Source organism: Hypericibacter sp. (assembly GCF_050729195.1).
Taxonomy (GTDB): domain Bacteria; phylum Pseudomonadota; class Alphaproteobacteria; order Dongiales; family Dongiaceae; genus Hypericibacter.
The window spans coordinates 1-18,024 of sequence record NZ_JBOHKS010000285.1 but is presented as its reverse complement, the minus strand read 5'-3'; the positions used below and the strand labels follow the sequence as shown (position 1 = coordinate 18,024).

Below are 18,024 nucleotides of genomic sequence, written 5' to 3'. Positions count from 1 at the left end.
GCGCAACGCCCGGCGGCTTCCCGCCTCGGCGATGACCTACCAGGACGCCGCCGGCGACCGCCGCTTGCGCGACGCCATCGCGCATTATCTTGCCATCGCCCGCGGCATCGCCTGCTCGAGCGACCAGATCCTTATCACCGCCGGCTATCAGGGCGCGCTGGGTCTGATCGCACGCGTCCTGCTGCGGCCGGGCGATCCGGTCTGGTTCGAGGATCCCGGTTACTTCCTGGCGCGCGAAGCGCTGAAGCAGGCCGGCGCCGCCTTGGTGCCGCTGCCGGTGGACGAGGAGGGGATCGATGTCGCGGCCGGCCGGCAGCGCGCACCCTGGGCGCGGTTCGCGGTGGTCACGCCCTCGCACCAGGCGCCGCTGGGCGTGACCTTGTCGCTCAACCGCCGGCTCGCCCTGCTGTCATGGGCGACGGACGCCGGCGCCTGGGTGATCGAGGATGATTACGACAGCGAGTATCGCTATCTCGGCCGCCCGCTGCCCGCCTTGAAGAGTCTCGATGACGGTAGCCGCGTGCTCTATGTCGGCACCTTCAGCAAGGTGCTGCTGCCGGGCTTGAGGTTGGGCTATCTGGTCGTGCCGCTGCCTGAGATCGAGCGCTTCGATCGCGCCGCGGCCCTGCTGATGCCAAGCCAGGGCTTCCTCGACCAGGCCACCGTCGCCGACTTCATGACCGAGGGCCATTTCTCGCGGCACATAAGACGGATGCGCCAGCTCTATGCCGAGCGCCGTCAGGCCTTGGCCACGGCCCTTGAGAAGCGGCTGGGCGATCGCCTGCGCGTCGAGTTGCAGGCAGGCGGCTTGCATCTGATGGCCGGCTTGCCGCCGGGCAGCGATGACGAGGCGATGGCCCAGCGCGCCTGGGCGCAGGGGCTGGCGCCCTTTCCCTTGAGCCGCGCCTTGATCCAGGCCAAGTGCCCGCCGGCCCTGGCGCTGAGCTTCACCAACATCCCGACCGGGGAGGCGCCGCGCGTCGTCGAGCGGCTGGCGGCGGTGCTCGAAGAGGCCGGGCCGCCCCGGGACTGAGCACGGTCTGTTAGCGCTTTGTTCAGGTTTCGCCCGCTAGGGTTGAAGGCTGCGGCGATACCCCAAGGGTCGGCCGCAGCTATTGATTTCCCAGTCATTTTCATCCCCCGTTGTCCGGAAGCTTCCGCCATGTCCACGGTTCATGCGATCGACGAGAAACCCTTGCCGATGCGCCGGCCGGGCGCGGCCAAGGCGGGCCACGTCATCGCGGTGTCCGGCTCGTCGGTGACCGCGATTCTCAAGCCGGGTGCCGAGGGGATCCGCATCGGCTCGATCGTCCGGATGCCGACGCTCGCCTCCGACGTGTTCGGCATGGTGGTGAGCCTCAAGGCCGAGAACGCGCAAGCCGAGATCTCGCCGGCGGAGAAGCATCTGGCCGAGATCCAGCTCCTGGGCGAATGCCTGCGCGACAAGAGCGGCGCGGCACGCGGTTTCCAGCGCGGCGTCTCCATGCATCCGGGATTGGGCATGGATCTCTTCGCCGCCACCCATGACGAGCTCGGTCTCGTCTATGCGCGGCCCAAGGCGGCCACGGTGCGGGTCGGCGCCATCCATCAGGACGAGACGCTGCCGGCCTTCGTCAGCACCGACGAGCTGCTGGGCAAGCATTTCGCCGTGCTCGGCGTCACCGGTTCCGGCAAATCCTGCGCCGTCGCGCTTATCCTGCGCGCGGTACTCGACCAGAATCCGGGCGGCCATGTGGTGCTGCTCGATTCCCACAACGAATATGCGACGGCCTTCGGCGATCGCGCCGAGCTGATCAGCCCGAGCAATCTCCAGCTCCCCTATTGGCTGCTCAATTTCGAGGAGATCGTGTCGGTCTTCGCCAGCCGCACCGGCGACACCATGGAAGCCGAGCATGCGGTGCTGAAGGCCGCCATCGTCGAGTCCAAGCGCAAGTTCGCCGGCGCCGGCAAGGAGCTGGACTATGTGACCGTCGACACGCCGGTGCCCTACCGGCTCGGCGACGTGCTGCGTTCGATCGATGCGGCGATGGGCCGGCTGGAGAAGCCCGAGAACAATGCCGCCTATCTGCGTCTCAAGGCCCGTATCGAGGCGCTCAGCAACGACCGCCGCTTCGCCTTCATGTTCTCCGGCCTGATGGTGCGCGATAACCTCGTGGACATCCTCTCGCGCATCCTGCGCATGCCGGTCGAACGCAAGCCGATCACGATCTTCGACATCTCCGGCATTCCTTCCGAGATCACCGACGTGGTGGTCTCTGTGCTCTGCCGCACCTTGTTCGATTTCGCGCTCTGGAGCGACCGGGCGCGGGCGATGCCGATCCTGCTGGTCTGCGAGGAGGCGCATCGCTATGTGCCGCGCGACGACAGCCAGGCCTTCGGGCCCACGGGCCGGGTCATCGCCACGATCGCGCGCGAGGGGCGCAAATATGGCGTCGGGCTCTGCCTGGTGAGCCAGCGGCCTTCGGAGCTGTCGGCGACCATCCTCTCCCAGTGCAATACGCTGTTCGCCTTGCGCATGAGCAACGAGCGCGATTGCAGCTTCGTGCGCAACGCGCTGCCGGATTCGGCGATCGGCTTGCTGGGCGCCTTGCCGGCCTTGCGCACGCGCGAGGCGATCGCGGTGGGCGAGGGCGTGACGGTGCCGATGCGCCTCGCCTTCGACGAGCTCGACCCGCAATGGCGCCCCAAGAACGGCACGCCGCCCTTCTCCCATGCCTGGCAGCAGGACAGCGCCAGCCGCGAGTTCATCACCGACACGATCGAGCGCTGGCGCAAGCAGCTGCGGGATTGATTGCGCAGAGGGTGCGATACCGGCATCATCTGGCACGCATATCCACCCCTCCCCCTACCCCCTCCCGCAAAGGGAGGGGGCGTGTTTGAAGCTAAGCGCAGCTCGAAGCTTTAAAGTAGAGCGAAGCGACCACATCAACTTGGGGGTGGCGCGATCTTTCCGCTTGCGGGTTCCCTTTTGCTCCACTCCTTCCTCTCGCTGATCCAATCACTCGGACCCTGGGGCACCGTCTTCGTGCTGCTGGTGGCGTTCGGGGCGGGGATCCTGCGCGGTTATACCGGCTTCGGCTTCGCGCTCGCCGCCGTGCCGGCGCTGACCTTGATTGTCGATCCGGCCGACATGGTCCCGGTGGTCACTTTGATCACGCTGGTCGGCGGGTTGCAGCTCGTGATCCAGGTCTGGCGCCAGGCGGATTGGCCTTCGGTCTGGTTGCTGCTCGCGGGCGCCGCCGTCGGGTTGCCGTTCGGCGTCGCCATGCTGCGCTACCTGCCGGCCGATCTGATGCGCGCCTTCATCGGCCTGACCGTGCTGGTCGCGGTGCTGCTGCTCTGGCGGGGCGCCGTCTTCAACAGCATGCCCTCGAAGGCGATGCGCCTGGCGCTGGGAACGCTCTCCGGGCTTCTCAACGGCTCGACCTCGATGGGCGGCCCGCCCGTCATCATCTTCTTCCTGGCCTCGCCGGGCGGTGCCGCCGTGGGCCGCGCCTCGCTGCTGGTCTATTTCTTCCTGCTGTCCTGGATCACGCTCGGCGCGGCCGCGGTCGGCGGCCTCGTGACGGTCCATGTCGTGCTGTTGACCATCCTGCTGCTGCCGGCCATGTCGCTCGGCAACTGGGTCGGCGCGCATCTCTTCACCAAGAGCACAGCCCACACCTACCGGCGCGTCGCCTTGATCGTGCTGGCGAGCGTCGCCGCGGTCGCGCTTGTCCGGGCCGTGGCGGGGCTGTTCGGCTGAGTCGCTGCCTTTCTTCAGGCGGTGGCGGCATTATCGAGAGCGGCGAGCAGCTCTTCGACGCTGGCGTCCCGGTCGTCGCTCCAGCCCAGGAACGCTTTGGCGGCATCGATAAACAGATATGGGCGTTCCTGTTCGGCGATCAGCTCGGCCCTGAGATGGGGCAGCATCCGGGAATCTCGACGCAGCGCAAGCCCGCTCAGCGCTTCCGCCCGAATGATCCCGTCCTCATCGACGGCGCGCTCGAGCAGCAGCGTTCTTATGGGCGGGCCATCGATGGAAAGGCTTTGGGCGATCCCTGTCGTGGCCCAATCGCGAACCTCCGTCTCCCGATCCCTGGCCAAATGAACGAGCGCCGAGGCCGCTTCCGGCGTTTCATGGCCGCAGAGGGAGAAGGCCACGCCGCGGCGAACCTCGCCGTCGGCATGATTCTGAAGTGCCGCCAATGCCGGCACGGCGCGGGCGTGGCCAAGATGGCCCAGCGCATAGATCGCCTGGATGATGACCGCCAATTCGGGATCCTGCTGCACCAGGGCCAGAAGCGCGTCGCAACGTTCTTCCGGGAAGGTCCGTTCCGGCCACCCCAACTGGCCGAGGATCTCCGCACCCAGCTTTCGCCGCTGCGCGTCGTCCGATTTACAAAGCGACAGCGCCGCATCGAGGACATCTCGTGTTCCTCGTTCTTGCAGCACGACAATCGCCAAATGCACTCCCTGCGCCATCGACTGCTCGCCGGCCGCCTGACGTTCCGCTTCTGTCAGGGCTGTGGCGATCAGGACGTCCAGGGTGCGGGTATCGGTTCTTCTTGCCTTCGACATTGCCTTATGCTTTGCGTCGATCGGCCAGCTTATCAAACGATGCACAACAGCGCAGCCGTATGCCGCGCGATCACGAGTTCTTCGTCTGTCGGCACGACATAGGCCGCGACCCGGGAGCTTGGCGTTGTGACGAGGGAGCCGCCGCGGGCGTTCGCGGTCTCGTCGAGATCGACGCCAAGCCAGGCAAGGGCCCGGCAGACCTGGGAGCGGATCGGCGCTGCGTTCTCGCCAACGCCGCCGGTGAAGACCAGCGCATCGAGGCCGCCCAGCGCCGCGGCGAGCGAGCCGGCATGGCGGACGATCGCGTAGCAATATTGCTCGATTGCCGCGGCGGCGCGGGAATCGCCGCTCTCGAGCAGCGTCTTCATGTCGGCGCTGATGTCCGAGAGGCCGAGCAGACCGCTCCTGTTGTAGAACATGTCCTCAAGCGCCTTCAGATCCATTCTCTCCGTGCGCATCAGATGCAGGATGGCGCCAGGATCGAGGCTGCCGATGCGTGTGCCCATGACGAGGCCGTCGAGGGTGGAGAAACCCATCGTCGTCGCATGGCCCTTGCCGTCGAGCACGGCCGCCATGCTGGCGCCATTGCCGAGATGGGCGATGATCACGCGCTTCGGCAGGCGTCCGCCGCAAAGTTCGGCCAGGCGACCGGTCACATATTCATAGGAGAGGCCGTGAAAGCCGTAACGGCGCAGGCCCTTGGCTTCGAGAGCCCGGGGCAGCCCGAGACTTTGGGCCGTCGCCGGCATGGTGGCGTGGAAGGCGGTGTCGAAGCAGGCCACCTGCGGCAGGTCCGGCTGCTGCGCCATCAGCGCGCGGATGGCGGCGACATTATGCGGCTGGTGATGCGGCGCCAGCGGCTCCAGCGCCGCCAGCGCGTCGAGGCTTTCGGGCGTGATGCGCTCGGGCAAGGTAAAGCGCGTGCCGCCATGGACGACGCGATGACCGGCGCCGGCGAGTGCGCTGCCGAGATCGTTGGCCTGGAGCCAGGCCGGCAGAAGCAGCAGCGCGTCTGCATGATTGCGGGTGGCGGCGAGCGCCGCCGCATCCGGTGGCGTCAGTGCAAGGCCGTCCGCGGACTTTGCGGAGAAGGCGAGAGCACGCCCGATGCCGGCGAACTGGCCGCGCGCCAACAGTGTGGGCTCTGCGCTGCCGGTCCGATAAAGCGCGAACTTCAGGCTCGAGGAGCCGGCATTGAGGATGAGCAGCGGGGCCTGCATCAACCCCTCCCCCTACCCCCTCCCGCAAGGGGAGGGGGCGTGGTTTTTTTCTGCTTGCCCGGATGTACTACGCTCGACATTGCGACGCCGTGTGACGACACGGAATTATTTCACGCGTCGAAGAGCGGAAGGAAGAGCGCGATCGTAAACATCCACGCCCCCTCCCCTTGCGGGAGGGGGTAGGGGGAGGGGTGGCCGCTGACTCCGCCGTCGGCAATCAGCTCACCGAATAAGCCTTGTACTTCTCCAGCAGGCGCTGCGGCTTCTTGAGCGCGTCGCGGCGGAAGGGGTCGCCGAGTTCCTGGGTCGCCATGATCTCGAGCACGCAAGGCCGGTTGGAGGCGATCGCGGTCTTGAGCGCGTCGCCGATCTGGCCGGGGCTGTCGACCTTGATGCCCTTCGCCCCCATCGATTCCGCGATCGCGGCGAAGCTCGGATTCTTCAGGTTGGTGCCGACATAGCGGTCGGCGAAGAAATCGACCTGGTTCTTCTTCTCGGCACCCCACTGGCCGTTGTTGAACACCACGGCAATGGCCGGAATGTTCTCGCGCACGCAAGTGAGCGTCTCCTGCAGGCTCATGCCCCAGGCGCCGTCCCCGACATAAGCCACGGCCGGCCGGTCGGGGGCGCCCACCTTGGCGCCGATCGCGGTCGGATAGGCATAGCCGCAATTGCCGAAGCTCATCGCCGCGAAGAAGCTGCGCGGCTTGTCGAAACGCAGATAGCTGTTCGAGACCGAGCAGATATTGCCGATGTCGGTCGTGACCATCGCGTTCTTCGGCATGGCCTTCTCGAGCTCGCGCAGCGCCCGGCGCGGCGCGATTGGCGAGCCGTCCGCCTGGCCCCAGCTGTTGAGCTCGCTCTCCCAGGCGTCCTTCTGCTTCTTCACCTCGGCCATCCGCGCTTCCTTGTTGCCATGCGCGGCGACCTTGTGGTTGCCGGTCTGCAGGCGCTGCAGCATGGCGGCGGCCGCCGGCTTGGCATCGCCATTGACGCCGACGCTGATCGGCTTCACCAGCCCCAGCATGCGGGCATTGCTGTCCACCTGGATGATCTGCGCCTGCTTCGGCCAGTACTCGATGCCATGCTGCGGCAGGGTGCCGAACGGCCCGAGCCGCGTGCCCAGCGCCAGTACCACGTCGGCCTGCGCGATCAGCTTCATCGCCGCCTTCGAGCCCTGATAGCCCAAGGGCCCGCACATCAGCGGATGGCCGGCGGGGAAGGCGTCGTTATGGAGATAGGAGGTGACGACCGGGGCCGAGAGATATTCGGCCAGCGCCACGGCTTCCGCCTGGCCGTCCGACATGATCACGCCGCCGCCGGCGACGATGACCGGGAATTTCGCCTCGGACAGCAGCTTCGCCGCATCGTTCAGGCTCTGCTCGCCGCCGGCCGAACGCTCGATATGGATCGGCTTCGGCAGGGTGATGTCCATCTCGCCATAGAACATGTCGCGCGGGATGTTGAGCTGGGTGGGGCCTCGCTCCAGCAGCGCATAGTCGAAGCAGCGGCTGGTGAGCTCGGCGAATCGGTCCTGGCGGGTCACATGCGCCTGGAACTTGGTGATCTTCGAGAAGATCGGGAGCTGCTCGGTCTCCTGGAAGCCGCCGAGGCCGATGGTGTTGGAGCCGGTCTCGGGCGTGATCACCACCACGGGCGAATGGGCCCAATAGGCGGCGGCGACGGCGGTGACGAAGTTGGTGATGCCGGGGCCGTTCTGCGCGATGCAGACGCCCTGCTTGTTGAGCACGCGCGAATAGCCGTCGGCCATATGCGCCGCACCCTGCTCATGGCAGACCGAGATGAAGCGGATGCCGGCCGCGGGGAACAGGTCGAGCGCGTCCATATAGGCCGAGCCGACGATGCCGAACACATCCTTCACGCCATGCGCGACGAGCGTTTCGACGAAGGCTTCGCTGGCGGACATGCGTGTCATGATCGTTGCCTCATTTGAAATCGGTTTCGACGGCGGCCCCGCCCCGGCGCCCGCGATGTTGCACGCCAACGCCCGGCGGAGCCAGGGAATCTCGGGAGCCTGTGGTAGCGCCTCGGACCCGCTCCAAGCTAGGGCCAGTGCGGTCCATTTCCGGGAGCCAGGGGAATGGAGCGACCGCCGGTTGGGAGAGGCCTAAGCCATCTGCCGGCGCAGTATCTCGCCCAGCAGCTTGATCCCCGGCTCGATCTTGTCGAGGGGGATGGAGGAGAAGCCGAGGCGGAAAAAACGCCGGGGCGCGTCTTCGGCCTGGAAATGCCAGTCGCCGCGCTCGATGAGAATGCCCTGCTTGGCGGCGGCGGCTTCGAGCGCGCGGGCATCGAGGCCGGCGGGACCCTCGACCCAATAGGCGGTGCCGCCCTGGCTCTGCTGCCAGCGGCATTCGGGCAGATGGCGCGCCAGCGCATCGCCCATCGCCTTCCAGCGGTCCTTGTAGATCTGGCTGAGGCGGCGCAGCAGCGCGTCGTGATGGCCGTCCGCCAGGAACAGCGCCACCGTGCGCTGGTTGTTGGCAGGCGGGTGACGCAGCATCAGGCGACGGAGCGCGCGCGCCTCGCGGATGAAGGGCGCGGGGCCGACCATGTAGCCCAGCCGCAGGCCCGGCGCCAAACTCTTGGAGAGGCTGGCGACGAAGATCACGCGGCCTTGGCGGTCGAGCGATTTGAGGGCCGGCGAGGGCGTTCCCTGGTGGTTGATCTCGCTTTCATAGTCGTCCTCGACCAGGACGATGTCGTTGGCCTCGGCCGCCTGGAGCAAGGCGCGGCGGCGCGCCAGCGACATGGTGGCGGTGGTCGGAAATTGATGGCTCGGCGTCACATAGACGTAATCGCATTGACCCAGCCGCTCATCGACCACCACGCCCTCGCGGTCGATCGCCAGCGGCTTCACCGCGGCACCGCGCAGGCTGAAGATGTTGCGCGCATCCACATAGCCCGGATCCTCGATCCCGACGCGCGTGCCGGCATCGATCAGGAGGCTCGCGATCAGATAGAGCGCCTGCTGGGCGCCGACGGTGACCAGGATCTCGTCATTGTCGACCCGCACGCCGCGACGCGGCAGGAGGCGGGTGCGGATCTGCTCGATCAGATGCGGATCGTCGTCGGTGAAGAGGTCGCGCGACCATTCCTTGACGGCGGCGCGCCCAAGCGCCTGACGCGAGCAGTCGCGCCAGGCCGCGATGGGGAACTGGCCCGGATCGACCTGGCCATAGATGAAGGGGTAGGGGTAGTCCTGCCAGTTGCGCGGCTTGACGATGTTGTGCTGGCGGGTGGGATGGACGCGAAACCTGTCGGGCCAGTCGACCCCGGATGGGGTCTCCTTTGCGCCGGTATAGCCGTCCCGCGATGCTGTTCCGGGTGCGCGGCCGGACAGGACGTCGGGCGCCACGAAGTAACCGCTGCGCTGGCGGGCGACCAGAAAACCTTCCTCGACCAGGTCCTGATAGGCCAGCGCCACTGTGTTACGGGCGACATTGAGCGTTTGCGCCATCTTCCGGCAGGAGGGCAGCGCGCTGCCGGCCGGAATCTGGCCCTCCAGGATCGCGTCGACCAGCATGCGGCGCAGCTGCGCCTGCAGGGTGGTGGTGCCGTCGGGCTCGAAGTGGAAAAGTTGGTCCCGCATTCATTCCTGTTCCGGCCCGCGCCTGAGCTGGCCGGTGAAAACTCCTTGACTGGCTCTGTTTCACTAGTCGATTGTAACAATACGATCAATTGGCGAAGAATCCCCAGCTTTTCTGCCGGTTTCATCCCGGGGCCTCGTCACGAGGACGTCATAAATCTGTCGTGACACGGGACTACAACGAAGGGTCCCTCGGCCGGAATCGAAGCAGAAGCAAGAGCCATGGGGGCGCGCAACAAAGGCTTCATTCTCTTTCAAAACAGGGAGCTCTCTTATGACTGCCAAAAAACCGGCCTCGTCGGCTGCATTGACGCTGAGCGCAGCAAGGCGGTTCAGCCGCCGCACGATGCTGAAGAACGCCACGATGGCGGGTGCCGCGTTGGCCGTTGGCCCGTGGTTTGTGAAGAACGCTCTCTCTTCGTCGGGCGAGCTCAATCTTCTCAACTGGTCGGATGAATTGCCCGACCCCGTCATTCCTGATTTCACGGCGAAGACCGGCATCAAGGTGAACACCACGCCGTTCTCGCAGAACGAGGAGCAGATCAACAAGCTCCAGGCGACCGGCGGCGAAGGCTTCGATCTCTATCAGCCGACGCGCGATCGCCAGCCGCAGTTCAAGGATCTCGGCCTGACGGCCGCCCTCGATCCGAAGAAGCTCGAGAATGGCAGCGTGCTGCCGTCCTTCATCGAAGCGACCAAGATCTGGGAATGGGATGGCGGTCTGCACTGGATGCCGCATTGCTGGGGCAGCGAAGCCATCTCCTGGCGTACCGACCAGACCAAGCTCGAATACAAGACCCTGAGCTACGGCACACTTTGGGAAGATCAGTACAAGGGCAAGGTGCAGGGCCGTCCGCATTCGCTGCTGCTCGGCATCGGCCTGTGGATGGATGCGTCGGGCAAGCTGCCCTCGAACCGGATGGCGGACGCCTTCAAGGATCCCGACAGCTTCAAGAAGATCTATGACGTGCTCCTGCCCTTCGCGATCGCGCACAAGCCCTGGATCAAGCAGTTCTGGGACAGTGCCGACAACACCAAGTCCGGTCTCCTCGAGAACGGCGTGGTCATCGGCCAGACCTGGGACGGCCCGGTCCTCAGCCTCAAGAAGGACGGCAAGCCGGTCAGCTACATGGCGCCGCAGGAAGGCGCCATCGCCTGGATCGACGGCTGGTCCCTCTCCTCGGGCGCCAAGAACATCGATCAGGCCTATGCTTGGCTGAACTACGTCCACACGCCGGAAGCGTCCGCGAAGGTGGCCGACGGCTCGGGCTACAACCCGATCTGCAAGGGCTCCGACGCGCTGCTCTCGGCGGCGGCCAAGAAGAACTTCCAGGAAGCCTATCCGGGCGACGCCCTCGACAAGCTCTGGAACCGCATCCCCGAGCCGTCATGGTTCGGCGATCTGCGCGGCGAATATGCCGAGAAGTTCAAGGCGGCCTGATCGCCTGAGCGTTCATTGACCATGCAGCATCCCGGCCCCGCTTTGGGCCGGGATGTTCGCATTGGAGCCATGGCGATGCGGCAAGTCGGGCTCTTGCGGGCCGGCGGGGCCGCATGCACCAATTATGGTTGCCTCGATGGCGTTCGCCGGGTTTCCGGGGCGGGCGACAAAGGGGCGTCAATCGTAGGGTAGGGGAAGTCTCGATCCATGAGTGCGGACGTCGAGCTCGACCGCGTCACCATTCGCTTCGGCAGTTTCACCGCGGTCAAGGGCGCGTCGCTCAAGATCAACAACGGGGAGTTCTTCAGCTTCCTCGGGCCTTCGGGCTGCGGCAAGACCACGATCCTGCGCGCCATCTCGGGCTTCCTCGATCCCTCCGAGGGCGTGGTCCGGATCGGCGGCAAGGACATGACCGGCATCGGGCCGAACAAGCGTCCCACCGCCCTCATCTTCCAGAACCTCGCGCTGTTCCCGCTCATGACCGTGGCCGAGAACATCGCCTATGGCCTCAGGGTCCAGGGCATGTCGCGCGCCGATCAGCGCCAGCGCGCCGACGAGCTCCTGTCGCTGATCGCGCTGCCGGGCCAGGGCGACAAGAAGATCGGCGAGCTTTCCGGCGGCCAGAAGCAGCGCGTCGCCATCGCCCGCGCGCTCGCGGTCCAGCCCAGCGTGCTGCTGCTGGACGAGCCGCTCTCGGCGCTCGATCTCAAGCTGCGCCAGCATATGCGCAACGAGCTGCGCGCGATCCAGCGTCGCGTCGGCATCACCTTCATCTACATCACCCACGACCAGGGCGAAGCCCTCACCATGTCCGACCGCATCGCCGTCATGAATGCGGGCGTGATCGAGCAGGTGGGCGACGGCAAGACCGTCTACGACAATCCGGCCACGGGCTTCGTCGCTTCCTTCGTCGGCGAGAACAATCCCTTCGCCGGCAAGGTCATGGCGCTCGAGAACGGCGATGCGATCCTCGACACGCCGGTCGGGCGTCTGCGCGGGCGCAACGGGCGCGGCGTCAAGGTCGGCGACGATGCGGTGCTGTTCGTGCGGCCCGAGGCCTTCCGGCTGGGGGCCGGCACGGCCGGCTCCACGCTGCAGGCGCCGGTCCTCAATGTCGCCTTCGAAGGCAATATGAGCCACGTCTTCCTCAAGGGACCGACCCGCAAGGAGATCGTGGTGACGGTCGGCCGCGGCGGTCCGGAACGCATGCCGGGCCAGGGCGAAACCGCCTCGATCCAGTATGACCGCCAGCTGGGCCTGGTGCTGCCGGCGGGAAAGCTCGCCAGTGATTGAGGTCGGCAAATATCTGATCTTCCTCGGGCCGCTGATCGTCATCGCGGTTTTCTGGGCGATGTCGACGGTCGAGCGGCGCCATAGCGGCGAGCCCGGCGCCAAGAGCTTCTTCGGGCGCAACGGCATCGCGATCTCGGTCTTCCTGCTGGGCGCCGTCGGCCTTTGGGCGATCATCATGATCGTCCTGCCGCAGCTCTACATGGTGGATTTCTCGTTCCACCCGAAGCTGCCGCCGCGGGATTATGGCGGGCCCAACGACCACTACACGCTGGACAGCTATCGCTACTTCATCTTCGGCAGCACGACCTCGATGGATCAGCTCAATGTGATCCATCTGAAGGCGTTCTTCATGACGATCTTCGCCAGCATCATCGTGACGGCGATCAATTTCTGCATCTGCTACCCGATGGCCTATTACATGGCGCAGGTGGCGACGCCCGAACGCCTGCGGCTCTTCATGCTGATGCTGATCGCGCCCTTCTGGGTCAACGAGATCCTGCGCGCTTTCGCCTTCCGGGTGCTGTTCGCCACCTCGGGGCTCATCAATAATGTACTGCTCGGTATCGGCGTGATCGCCGAGCCGATCGACTTCCTCGGCCTCGATGTCGCGATGTATACCGGCCTCTCCTACGCCTATCTGCTGATGATGATGTTCCCGCTCTATAACGCGATCGAGAGCCTGGACAAGAATCAGATCGAGGCGGCGCGCGACCTGGGCGCGCCCTGGTGGCATATCCATCTCTTCGTGGTGATGCCCTTCGCCAAGCCCGGCATCGCGTCGGGCTGCACCATGGTCTTCATGCTGACGGCGGGCGCGCTCGCCGCGCCTTTGATCCTGGGCGGGCCCAACACGCTCTGGTTCACGCCGATCGTCTATGACCGCTTCTACCAGGCCTTCAACTGGCCCCAAGGATCGGCCTACGCCTTCATCCTGCTCCTGACCTGCATCGTCTTCGTGCTGGCGGTCTTGCGCGTCTTCAAGGTCAGCCTCGGGGAGATCACGCGATGAACTCCCGCTTCGTCATGAAGGCGATGATCGCGTTCTACATCCTGATCTTCTTCACCTACCTGTTCGGGCCGCTGGCCGTGATGGGCGTCACCGCCTTCAACACGCCCAATTATCCGCAGGCCTATCCGTTCGAAGGCTTCACCTTCAAATGGTTCGCCATGCTCGCCAAGGACGACGAGCTGATCACCGGCCTCAAGACCTCGGTCCTGATCGGGATCGGCGTGGTCTGCGTCGCCGTGCCGGTCGGCCTCGCCGCCGCCATCGTCATGACGCAGATCTATTGGCGCGCCCGCTCGCTCTATTACCTGGTCGTGGTCTCGCCGGTGCTGACGCCCGGCATCATCCTCGGCATCTCGACCGTGATCTTCTGGAAGGACGTCACCAGCTGGACCGGGGCGAAGTTCCTGTTCAACGGCTACTTCCTGACGATCCTCGGCCAATCGACCTTCATCTCGGCCTATTCGATGCTGGTGTTCCTGTCGCGCCTGCAGCGCTTCGACCGGGCCCAGGAGGAAGCGGCGCTCGATCTCGGCGCCAGCTACCCGCAGGTCTTCCGCCATATCCTGCTCCCCTTCCTCAAGCCCGCCGTGCTCTCGGCCTCGGTGCTGGCGTTCCTGGCCTCGTTCGAGAACTACAACACCACGACCTTCGCGATCCTGGCCGAGAAGACGCTGGTGACGGTGCTGGCGGGCCGCGTGCGCCAGGGCACCACGCCCACGCTCTCGGCGCTTGCCGTCATCATCGTCGCCATCACCATCGTCGGCGCCGTGATCTACGAGGTCCTGCGCCGCGCCGAGCAGAAGAAGGCCGACGCCGCGAAGGCGACGGCCCTTGCGGCCGAAGCCGCGTTGCCAGCGGCGGTCGCGGCTTAGGGACTCGTTGTCACCCCGGCGAAGGCCGGGGTCTTGAACACCCATCGCGCATAAATGGGCCAGGTTTGTGTTCATGGATGCCGGCCTTCGCTAGCATGACAGTTAAGACCTGATTCACCACACAGGCTCCGTTCGCCGCCCCACCCTGTCCCCTCCCATTTCGCCGCCCTGTCCCTATAGGGCCTCGACCCCGGCGGTTAGGATGGCAGTCAGTGCCGAGAGGCATTTTCGCCGTTCCTCGTGACCCAGGGGCCCACTGTGCAGTACGAAGCCAACACGCTCGAGAATCACTGGCTGCCTTTCACCTCGAATCGCGATTTCAAGCAGGAGCCCCGGCTCCTGGTGAAGGGCGAGGGGGTCTATTACTGGAACCATAAGGGCGAGAAGCTGCTGGACGGCAGCTCGGGCCTGTTCTGCGTCGCGGCCGGCCATGCCCGCAAGGAGATCGCCGAGGCGGTCGGCAAGCAGCTCATGGAGATGGATTACGGCCCGCATTTCCAGATGGCCCATCCCTCGTCCTTCGAGCTCGCCCGCAAGGTCGCGGCGCTCACGCCCGACGGGCTCGATTACATCTTCTTCTGCAATTCCGGATCGGAATCGGTCGATACCGCGATCAAGATCGCGCTCGCCTACCACCGCGCGCGCGGCGACGGTCAGCGTACCCGTTTCGTCAGCCGCGAACGCGCCTATCACGGCGTCAATATCGGCGGCGTGTCGCTGGCCGGCATGGTCCGCAACCGCGAGACCTTCGGCGCGGTCATGCCGGGCGTGGTGCATATGCGCCATACCTGGTCGCCCGACGCGCGCTTCACCCGCGGCCAGCCGGAGAAGGGCGCCGAGCTCGCCGACGATCTGCAGCGCTTCGTCGATCTCTATGGCGCCTCGACCATCGCCGCCTGCTTCGTCGAGCCGATCGCGGGCTCGACCGGCGTGCTGGTCCCGCCCAAGGGCTATCTCGACCGCCTGCGCAAGATCTGCGACATGCACGGCATCCTGCTGGTGTTCGACGAGGTCATCTGCGGCTTCGGGCGCACCGGCAAGGCCTTCGGCGCGCAGAGCTTCGGCGTGACGCCCGACATGATCACCATGGCCAAGGCGCTGACCAACGGCGCGCAGCCGATGGGTGCGGTCGCCGTCAGCGACAAGATCTATGGCACGATCGTCGACAGCGCGCCCGAGCATGCTGTCGAGCTCTTCCACGGCTATACCTATTCGGCGCATCCCGCGGCCTGCGCCGCCGGCATCGCCGCGCTCAACATTTATGAGAAGGAAGGCCTGTTCCAGCGCGCGGCCGAGCTGTCGCCCTATTTCCTCGACGCGGTCTATTCGCTGAAGGGCATTCCGGCGGTCACCGATATTCGAGGGTTTGGCCTGCTGGCCGGCATCGATCTCGCCACGGACGGCAAGCCCGGTGCGCGCGGCTATGACGCCACCAAGCGGCTGTTCGCGGCGGGCCTGCATATCAAGTTCACCGGCGACGCCGGCATCGTGGCGCCGCCCTTCGTCGCGGAGAAGTCGCATATCGATCAGATGATCGATATCCTGCGCAAGGTGTTCAGCCAGTACTGATTCCCCGAGCGGGGGCGGGGATCGGTTCTTTCTATCCACGCCCTGTCGGAACGGCCATGACGAGCTTCATCGAGGCGATCGATCTCGGCGGCATGAATGCCGCGCTGATCTCTTTCAGCCTCGTCTGCGTGCTGGGCGCCGCGGTGGTGCGCGGTTTCTCCGGCTTCGGCTTCTCGCTCCTTTCCATCACCGCGCTCTCGCTCGTCATGGAGCCGGCGGCGATCGTGCCGTCGATCTTCATGCTCGAAGTCGCGGCGAGCCTGCCGCTGCTGCCCGGCATCTGGCGCGACATCCATTGGCGCTCGATCGGCTGGCTGCTGCTCGGCTACACCGTGTTCGTGCCGATCGGCGTCTGGCTCCTCGCCAATGCGCCGGTGGCGCCGATGAAGCTGGCGCTGGGAATTTTTGTCATTGCCACGGCGATCATGCTGCTCAGGGGCTTCGCCTTGAAGCAGATGCCCAGCCGTGTCGCGACCCTGGCAGCGGGCGGCGCCAGCGGCCTTCTCAACGGCGCCTTCGGGATCGGCGGCCCGCCCGTCGTGCTGTTCTATTTCAGCTCACCGGCCGGGGCCGCTGCCGGCCGCGCCTCGATCATCGCCTTCTTCATCGCCACCGATCTGCTGGGGCTGGGCTTCCAGGCGCGCGAGGGGCTCATCACCGGAACCAGCTTCTGGCGCTTCCTCTTGTTCCTGCCGCCGCTCCTGATCGGGGTCTGGATCGGCAATCGCGGCTTCAAATCGGTCGATCCGGCGCTCTTCCGCCGCATCGTGCTGTGGCTCCTGGTGGTGCTGGCGGTCCTGACGGCGGCACAGGGGCTGTTCCAGCTCTGGAGCGGGCCGGGAAGCGCCGAAATCTGAGTGCCAGCCGGCCCCAGCTTGGCCCGTTGCCTCGCCCTTGCCCGGGGCATTAGGCTCGGGCCCCATGAACGCACCCGACGCCATTCCCCCGTCCACCGCCTCGCGCCTGCCGGCCGATCTCCTGGCCAGGCTGGGCGCCCTCCTGGGCGAACGCTTCACACTCGCGGCCGCGGTCCGCGCCCAGCACGGCAAGGACGAGTCCTATCATGCCGCGGCGGCCCCCGATGCCGTCGCCTTCGTGCGCTCGACCGAGGAGGTCCAGGCGGTCGTCAAGGCCTGCGCGGAACATCGCGTGCCGGTCATCGCCTTCGGCACCGGCACCGGGCTCGAGGGCCATGTGGCGGCCTTGCATGGCGGCGTCACCATCGACCTCTCCCAGATGAACCGCGTTCTGGCGGTGCATGAGGGCGATCTCGATGTGCAGATCGAGGCCGGCGTCACCCGCAAGCAGCTCAACGCGCATCTGCGGGATTCGGGGCTGTTCTTCCCGATCGATCCCGGCGCGGATGCCAGCCTCGGCGGCATGGCGGCGACCCGCGCCTCGGGCACCAATGCGGTCCGCTACGGCACCATGCGCGAGAATGTGCTGGGGCTGACGGTGGTGCTCTCCGACGGCAGTGTCATCAAGACCGGCGGCCGGGCGCGCAAGTCGGCCGCGGGCTACGACCTGACCCGCGTCTTCGTCGGCTCCGAAGGGACGCTCGGCGTCATCACCGAGGTTACCTTGCGGCTCTATGGCATTCCGCAGGCGATCTCGGCCGCGGTCTGCGCCTTCCCCACCATCGAGGACGCGGTCAACACCGTCATCGAGACGATCCAGTCGGGCATTCCGGTCGCGCGCATCGAGCTCGTCGACGAGGTGCAGCTCGACGCCATCAACCGTTATTCCAAGCTCGACTATGTGGTGCAGCCGACCTTGTTCTTCGAGTTCCACGGCACCGAGGCAGGGGTCATGGAACAGGTCGAGATGGTGAAGGCGATCACGACCGAGCATGGCGGCAGCGCCTTCCGCTGGGCGATGCAGGCCGAGGACCGCAACAAGCTCTGGCAGGCGCGCCACAATGCCTATTACGCGGCGCTTGCCTTGCGTCCCGGCGCCAAGGGCTGGGCGACCGATGTGTGCGTGCCGATTTCGCGGCTGGCGGATTGCATCTCGGAGACCAAGCGCGAGATCCGCGAATCCAAGATGCTGGCGCCCCTGGTCGGTCATGTCGGCGACGGCAATTTCCATCTGACCTATGTCATCGATCCGAACAATCCAGCCGAGATGGAGACCGCCCAGCGCCTGAACGAACGCATGGTGCACCGGGCGCTCGCCATGGGCGGCACCTGCACCGGCGAGCATGGCGTGGGCTATGGCAAGATCGATTTCGTCGAGGCCGAGCATGGTCCCGCCGTCGATGCGATGCGGCGGATCAAGCGCGCCTTCGATCCCGACAACATCATGAATCCCGGGAAGATCCTCCGAATGTAGGATAGATCGCCCGGCCTCTCCCCCACGTCGGGGGAAGCAGGCGGGGCAGGGCGACCGCAAACTATCCCCTCCCACGCGAGGGGGAGTGTAAAGGAGGGGGATGACGCGATACCGAGCAG

General features: G+C 66.0%; 14 protein-coding genes. 10 read left to right on the top strand and 4 right to left on the bottom strand.

Annotated features, from left to right (window positions below):
• The 3 genes from ACREE8_RS23490 to ACREE8_RS23480 form a co-directional block, all read left to right on the top strand.
• Positions 1–1,033, top strand: a 1,033-nt coding sequence (locus ACREE8_RS23490; protein WP_431575449.1) for a PLP-dependent aminotransferase family protein, incomplete at its 5' end; no start/stop codon positions are given.
• 129 nt (positions 1,034–1,162) lie between these two features.
• Complete coding sequence (locus ACREE8_RS23485) at positions 1,163–2,791, top strand: ATP-binding protein (RefSeq protein WP_431575448.1); 1,629 nt, start codon at positions 1,163–1,165, stop codon at positions 2,789–2,791.
• A gap of 177 nt (positions 2,792–2,968) precedes the next feature.
• Positions 2,969–3,745: a sulfite exporter TauE/SafE family protein gene (locus ACREE8_RS23480; protein WP_431575447.1), complete on the top strand. Its 777-nt coding sequence runs from the start codon at positions 2,969–2,971 to the stop codon at positions 3,743–3,745.
• A gap of 14 nt (positions 3,746–3,759) precedes the next feature.
• Here ACREE8_RS23480 and ACREE8_RS23475 read toward each other — a convergent pair whose 3' ends face one another.
• The 4 genes from ACREE8_RS23475 to ACREE8_RS23460 all read right to left on the bottom strand — a co-directional run bounded on the left by ACREE8_RS23475 (position 3,760) and on the right by ACREE8_RS23460 (position 9,393).
• Positions 3,760–4,560 (bottom strand): HEAT repeat domain-containing protein, encoded by an 801-nt coding sequence (locus ACREE8_RS23475; RefSeq protein WP_431575446.1) that lies wholly within the window; start codon positions 4,558–4,560, stop codon positions 3,760–3,762.
• Between the two features lie 32 nt (positions 4,561–4,592).
• The gene (locus ACREE8_RS23470; protein WP_431575445.1) at positions 4,593–5,780 is read right to left on the bottom strand and encodes an acetate/propionate family kinase; all 1,188 of its coding nucleotides are present in this window, start codon (positions 5,778–5,780) and stop codon (positions 4,593–4,595) included.
• A gap of 217 nt (positions 5,781–5,997) precedes the next feature.
• A complete protein-coding gene (gene xsc, locus ACREE8_RS23465) occupies positions 5,998–7,716 on the bottom strand; it encodes a sulfoacetaldehyde acetyltransferase (protein ID WP_431575444.1) in 1,719 nt (572 codons plus the stop codon).
• Positions 7,717–7,908: 192 nt separating this feature from the next.
• On the bottom strand, positions 7,909–9,393 hold the full coding sequence (locus tag ACREE8_RS23460) for a PLP-dependent aminotransferase family protein (RefSeq protein WP_431575443.1): 1,485 nt from the start codon (positions 9,391–9,393) through the stop codon (positions 7,909–7,911).
• 271 nt (positions 9,394–9,664) lie between these two features.
• Here ACREE8_RS23460 and ACREE8_RS23455 point away from each other — a divergent pair, with 271 nt between their 5' ends.
• The 7 genes from ACREE8_RS23455 (at position 9,665) to ACREE8_RS23425 (ending at position 17,905) form a co-directional block, all read left to right on the top strand.
• Positions 9,665–10,831 carry an extracellular solute-binding protein gene (locus tag ACREE8_RS23455; protein WP_431575442.1) on the top strand — a complete coding sequence of 389 codons (1,167 nt, stop codon included), beginning with the start codon at positions 9,665–9,667 and terminating at the stop codon, positions 10,829–10,831.
• A gap of 207 nt (positions 10,832–11,038) precedes the next feature.
• Positions 11,039–12,124 (top strand): ABC transporter ATP-binding protein, encoded by a 1,086-nt coding sequence (locus ACREE8_RS23450; protein WP_431575441.1) that lies wholly within the window; start codon positions 11,039–11,041, stop codon positions 12,122–12,124.
• Complete coding sequence (locus tag ACREE8_RS23445) at positions 12,117–13,133, top strand: ABC transporter permease (protein WP_431575440.1); 1,017 nt, start codon at positions 12,117–12,119, stop codon at positions 13,131–13,133. The genes ACREE8_RS23450 and ACREE8_RS23445 overlap by 8 nt, the downstream gene beginning before the upstream one ends.
• Entirely contained in the window at positions 13,130–14,005 is an 876-nt protein-coding gene (locus ACREE8_RS23440) for an ABC transporter permease (RefSeq protein ID WP_431575439.1), read from the top strand. The genes ACREE8_RS23445 and ACREE8_RS23440 overlap by 4 nt, the downstream gene beginning before the upstream one ends.
• A 258-nt stretch (positions 14,006–14,263) precedes the next feature.
• The gene (locus tag ACREE8_RS23435) at positions 14,264–15,574 is read left to right on the top strand and encodes an aspartate aminotransferase family protein (protein WP_431575438.1); all 1,311 of its coding nucleotides are present in this window, start codon (positions 14,264–14,266) and stop codon (positions 15,572–15,574) included.
• Positions 15,575–15,630: 56 nt separating this feature from the next.
• Entirely contained in the window at positions 15,631–16,431 is an 801-nt protein-coding gene (locus tag ACREE8_RS23430) for a sulfite exporter TauE/SafE family protein (protein WP_431575437.1), read from the top strand.
• A 64-nt stretch (positions 16,432–16,495) separates the two neighbouring features.
• Positions 16,496–17,905 (top strand): FAD-linked oxidase C-terminal domain-containing protein, encoded by a 1,410-nt coding sequence (locus ACREE8_RS23425; RefSeq protein WP_431575436.1) that lies wholly within the window; start codon positions 16,496–16,498, stop codon positions 17,903–17,905.
• Positions 17,906–18,024: the final 119 nt, after the last annotated feature.

Bases quoted from the DNA above. Each gene is read 5' to 3' on its own strand.
- ACREE8_RS23460 (WP_431575443.1), bottom strand. From the start codon at position 9,393: ATGCGGGACCAACTTTTCCACTTCGAGCCCGACGGCACCACCACCCTG.
- ACREE8_RS23440 (WP_431575439.1), top strand. From the start codon at position 13,130: ATGAACTCCCGCTTCGTCATGAAGGCGATGATCGCGTTCTACATCCTG.
- ACREE8_RS23450 (WP_431575441.1), top strand. From the start codon at position 11,039: ATGAGTGCGGACGTCGAGCTCGACCGCGTCACCATTCGCTTCGGCAGT.
- ACREE8_RS23475 (WP_431575446.1), bottom strand. From the start codon at position 4,560: ATGTCGAAGGCAAGAAGAACCGATACCCGCACCCTGGACGTCCTGATC.
- xsc (WP_431575444.1), bottom strand. From the start codon at position 7,716: ATGACACGCATGTCCGCCAGCGAAGCCTTCGTCGAAACGCTCGTCGCG.
- ACREE8_RS23455 (WP_431575442.1), top strand. From the start codon at position 9,665: ATGACTGCCAAAAAACCGGCCTCGTCGGCTGCATTGACGCTGAGCGCA.
- ACREE8_RS23425 (WP_431575436.1), top strand. From the start codon at position 16,496: ATGAACGCACCCGACGCCATTCCCCCGTCCACCGCCTCGCGCCTGCCG.
- ACREE8_RS23485 (WP_431575448.1), top strand. From the start codon at position 1,163: ATGTCCACGGTTCATGCGATCGACGAGAAACCCTTGCCGATGCGCCGG.
- ACREE8_RS23470 (WP_431575445.1), bottom strand. From the start codon at position 5,780: ATGCAGGCCCCGCTGCTCATCCTCAATGCCGGCTCCTCGAGCCTGAAG.
- ACREE8_RS23430 (WP_431575437.1), top strand. From the start codon at position 15,631: ATGACGAGCTTCATCGAGGCGATCGATCTCGGCGGCATGAATGCCGCG.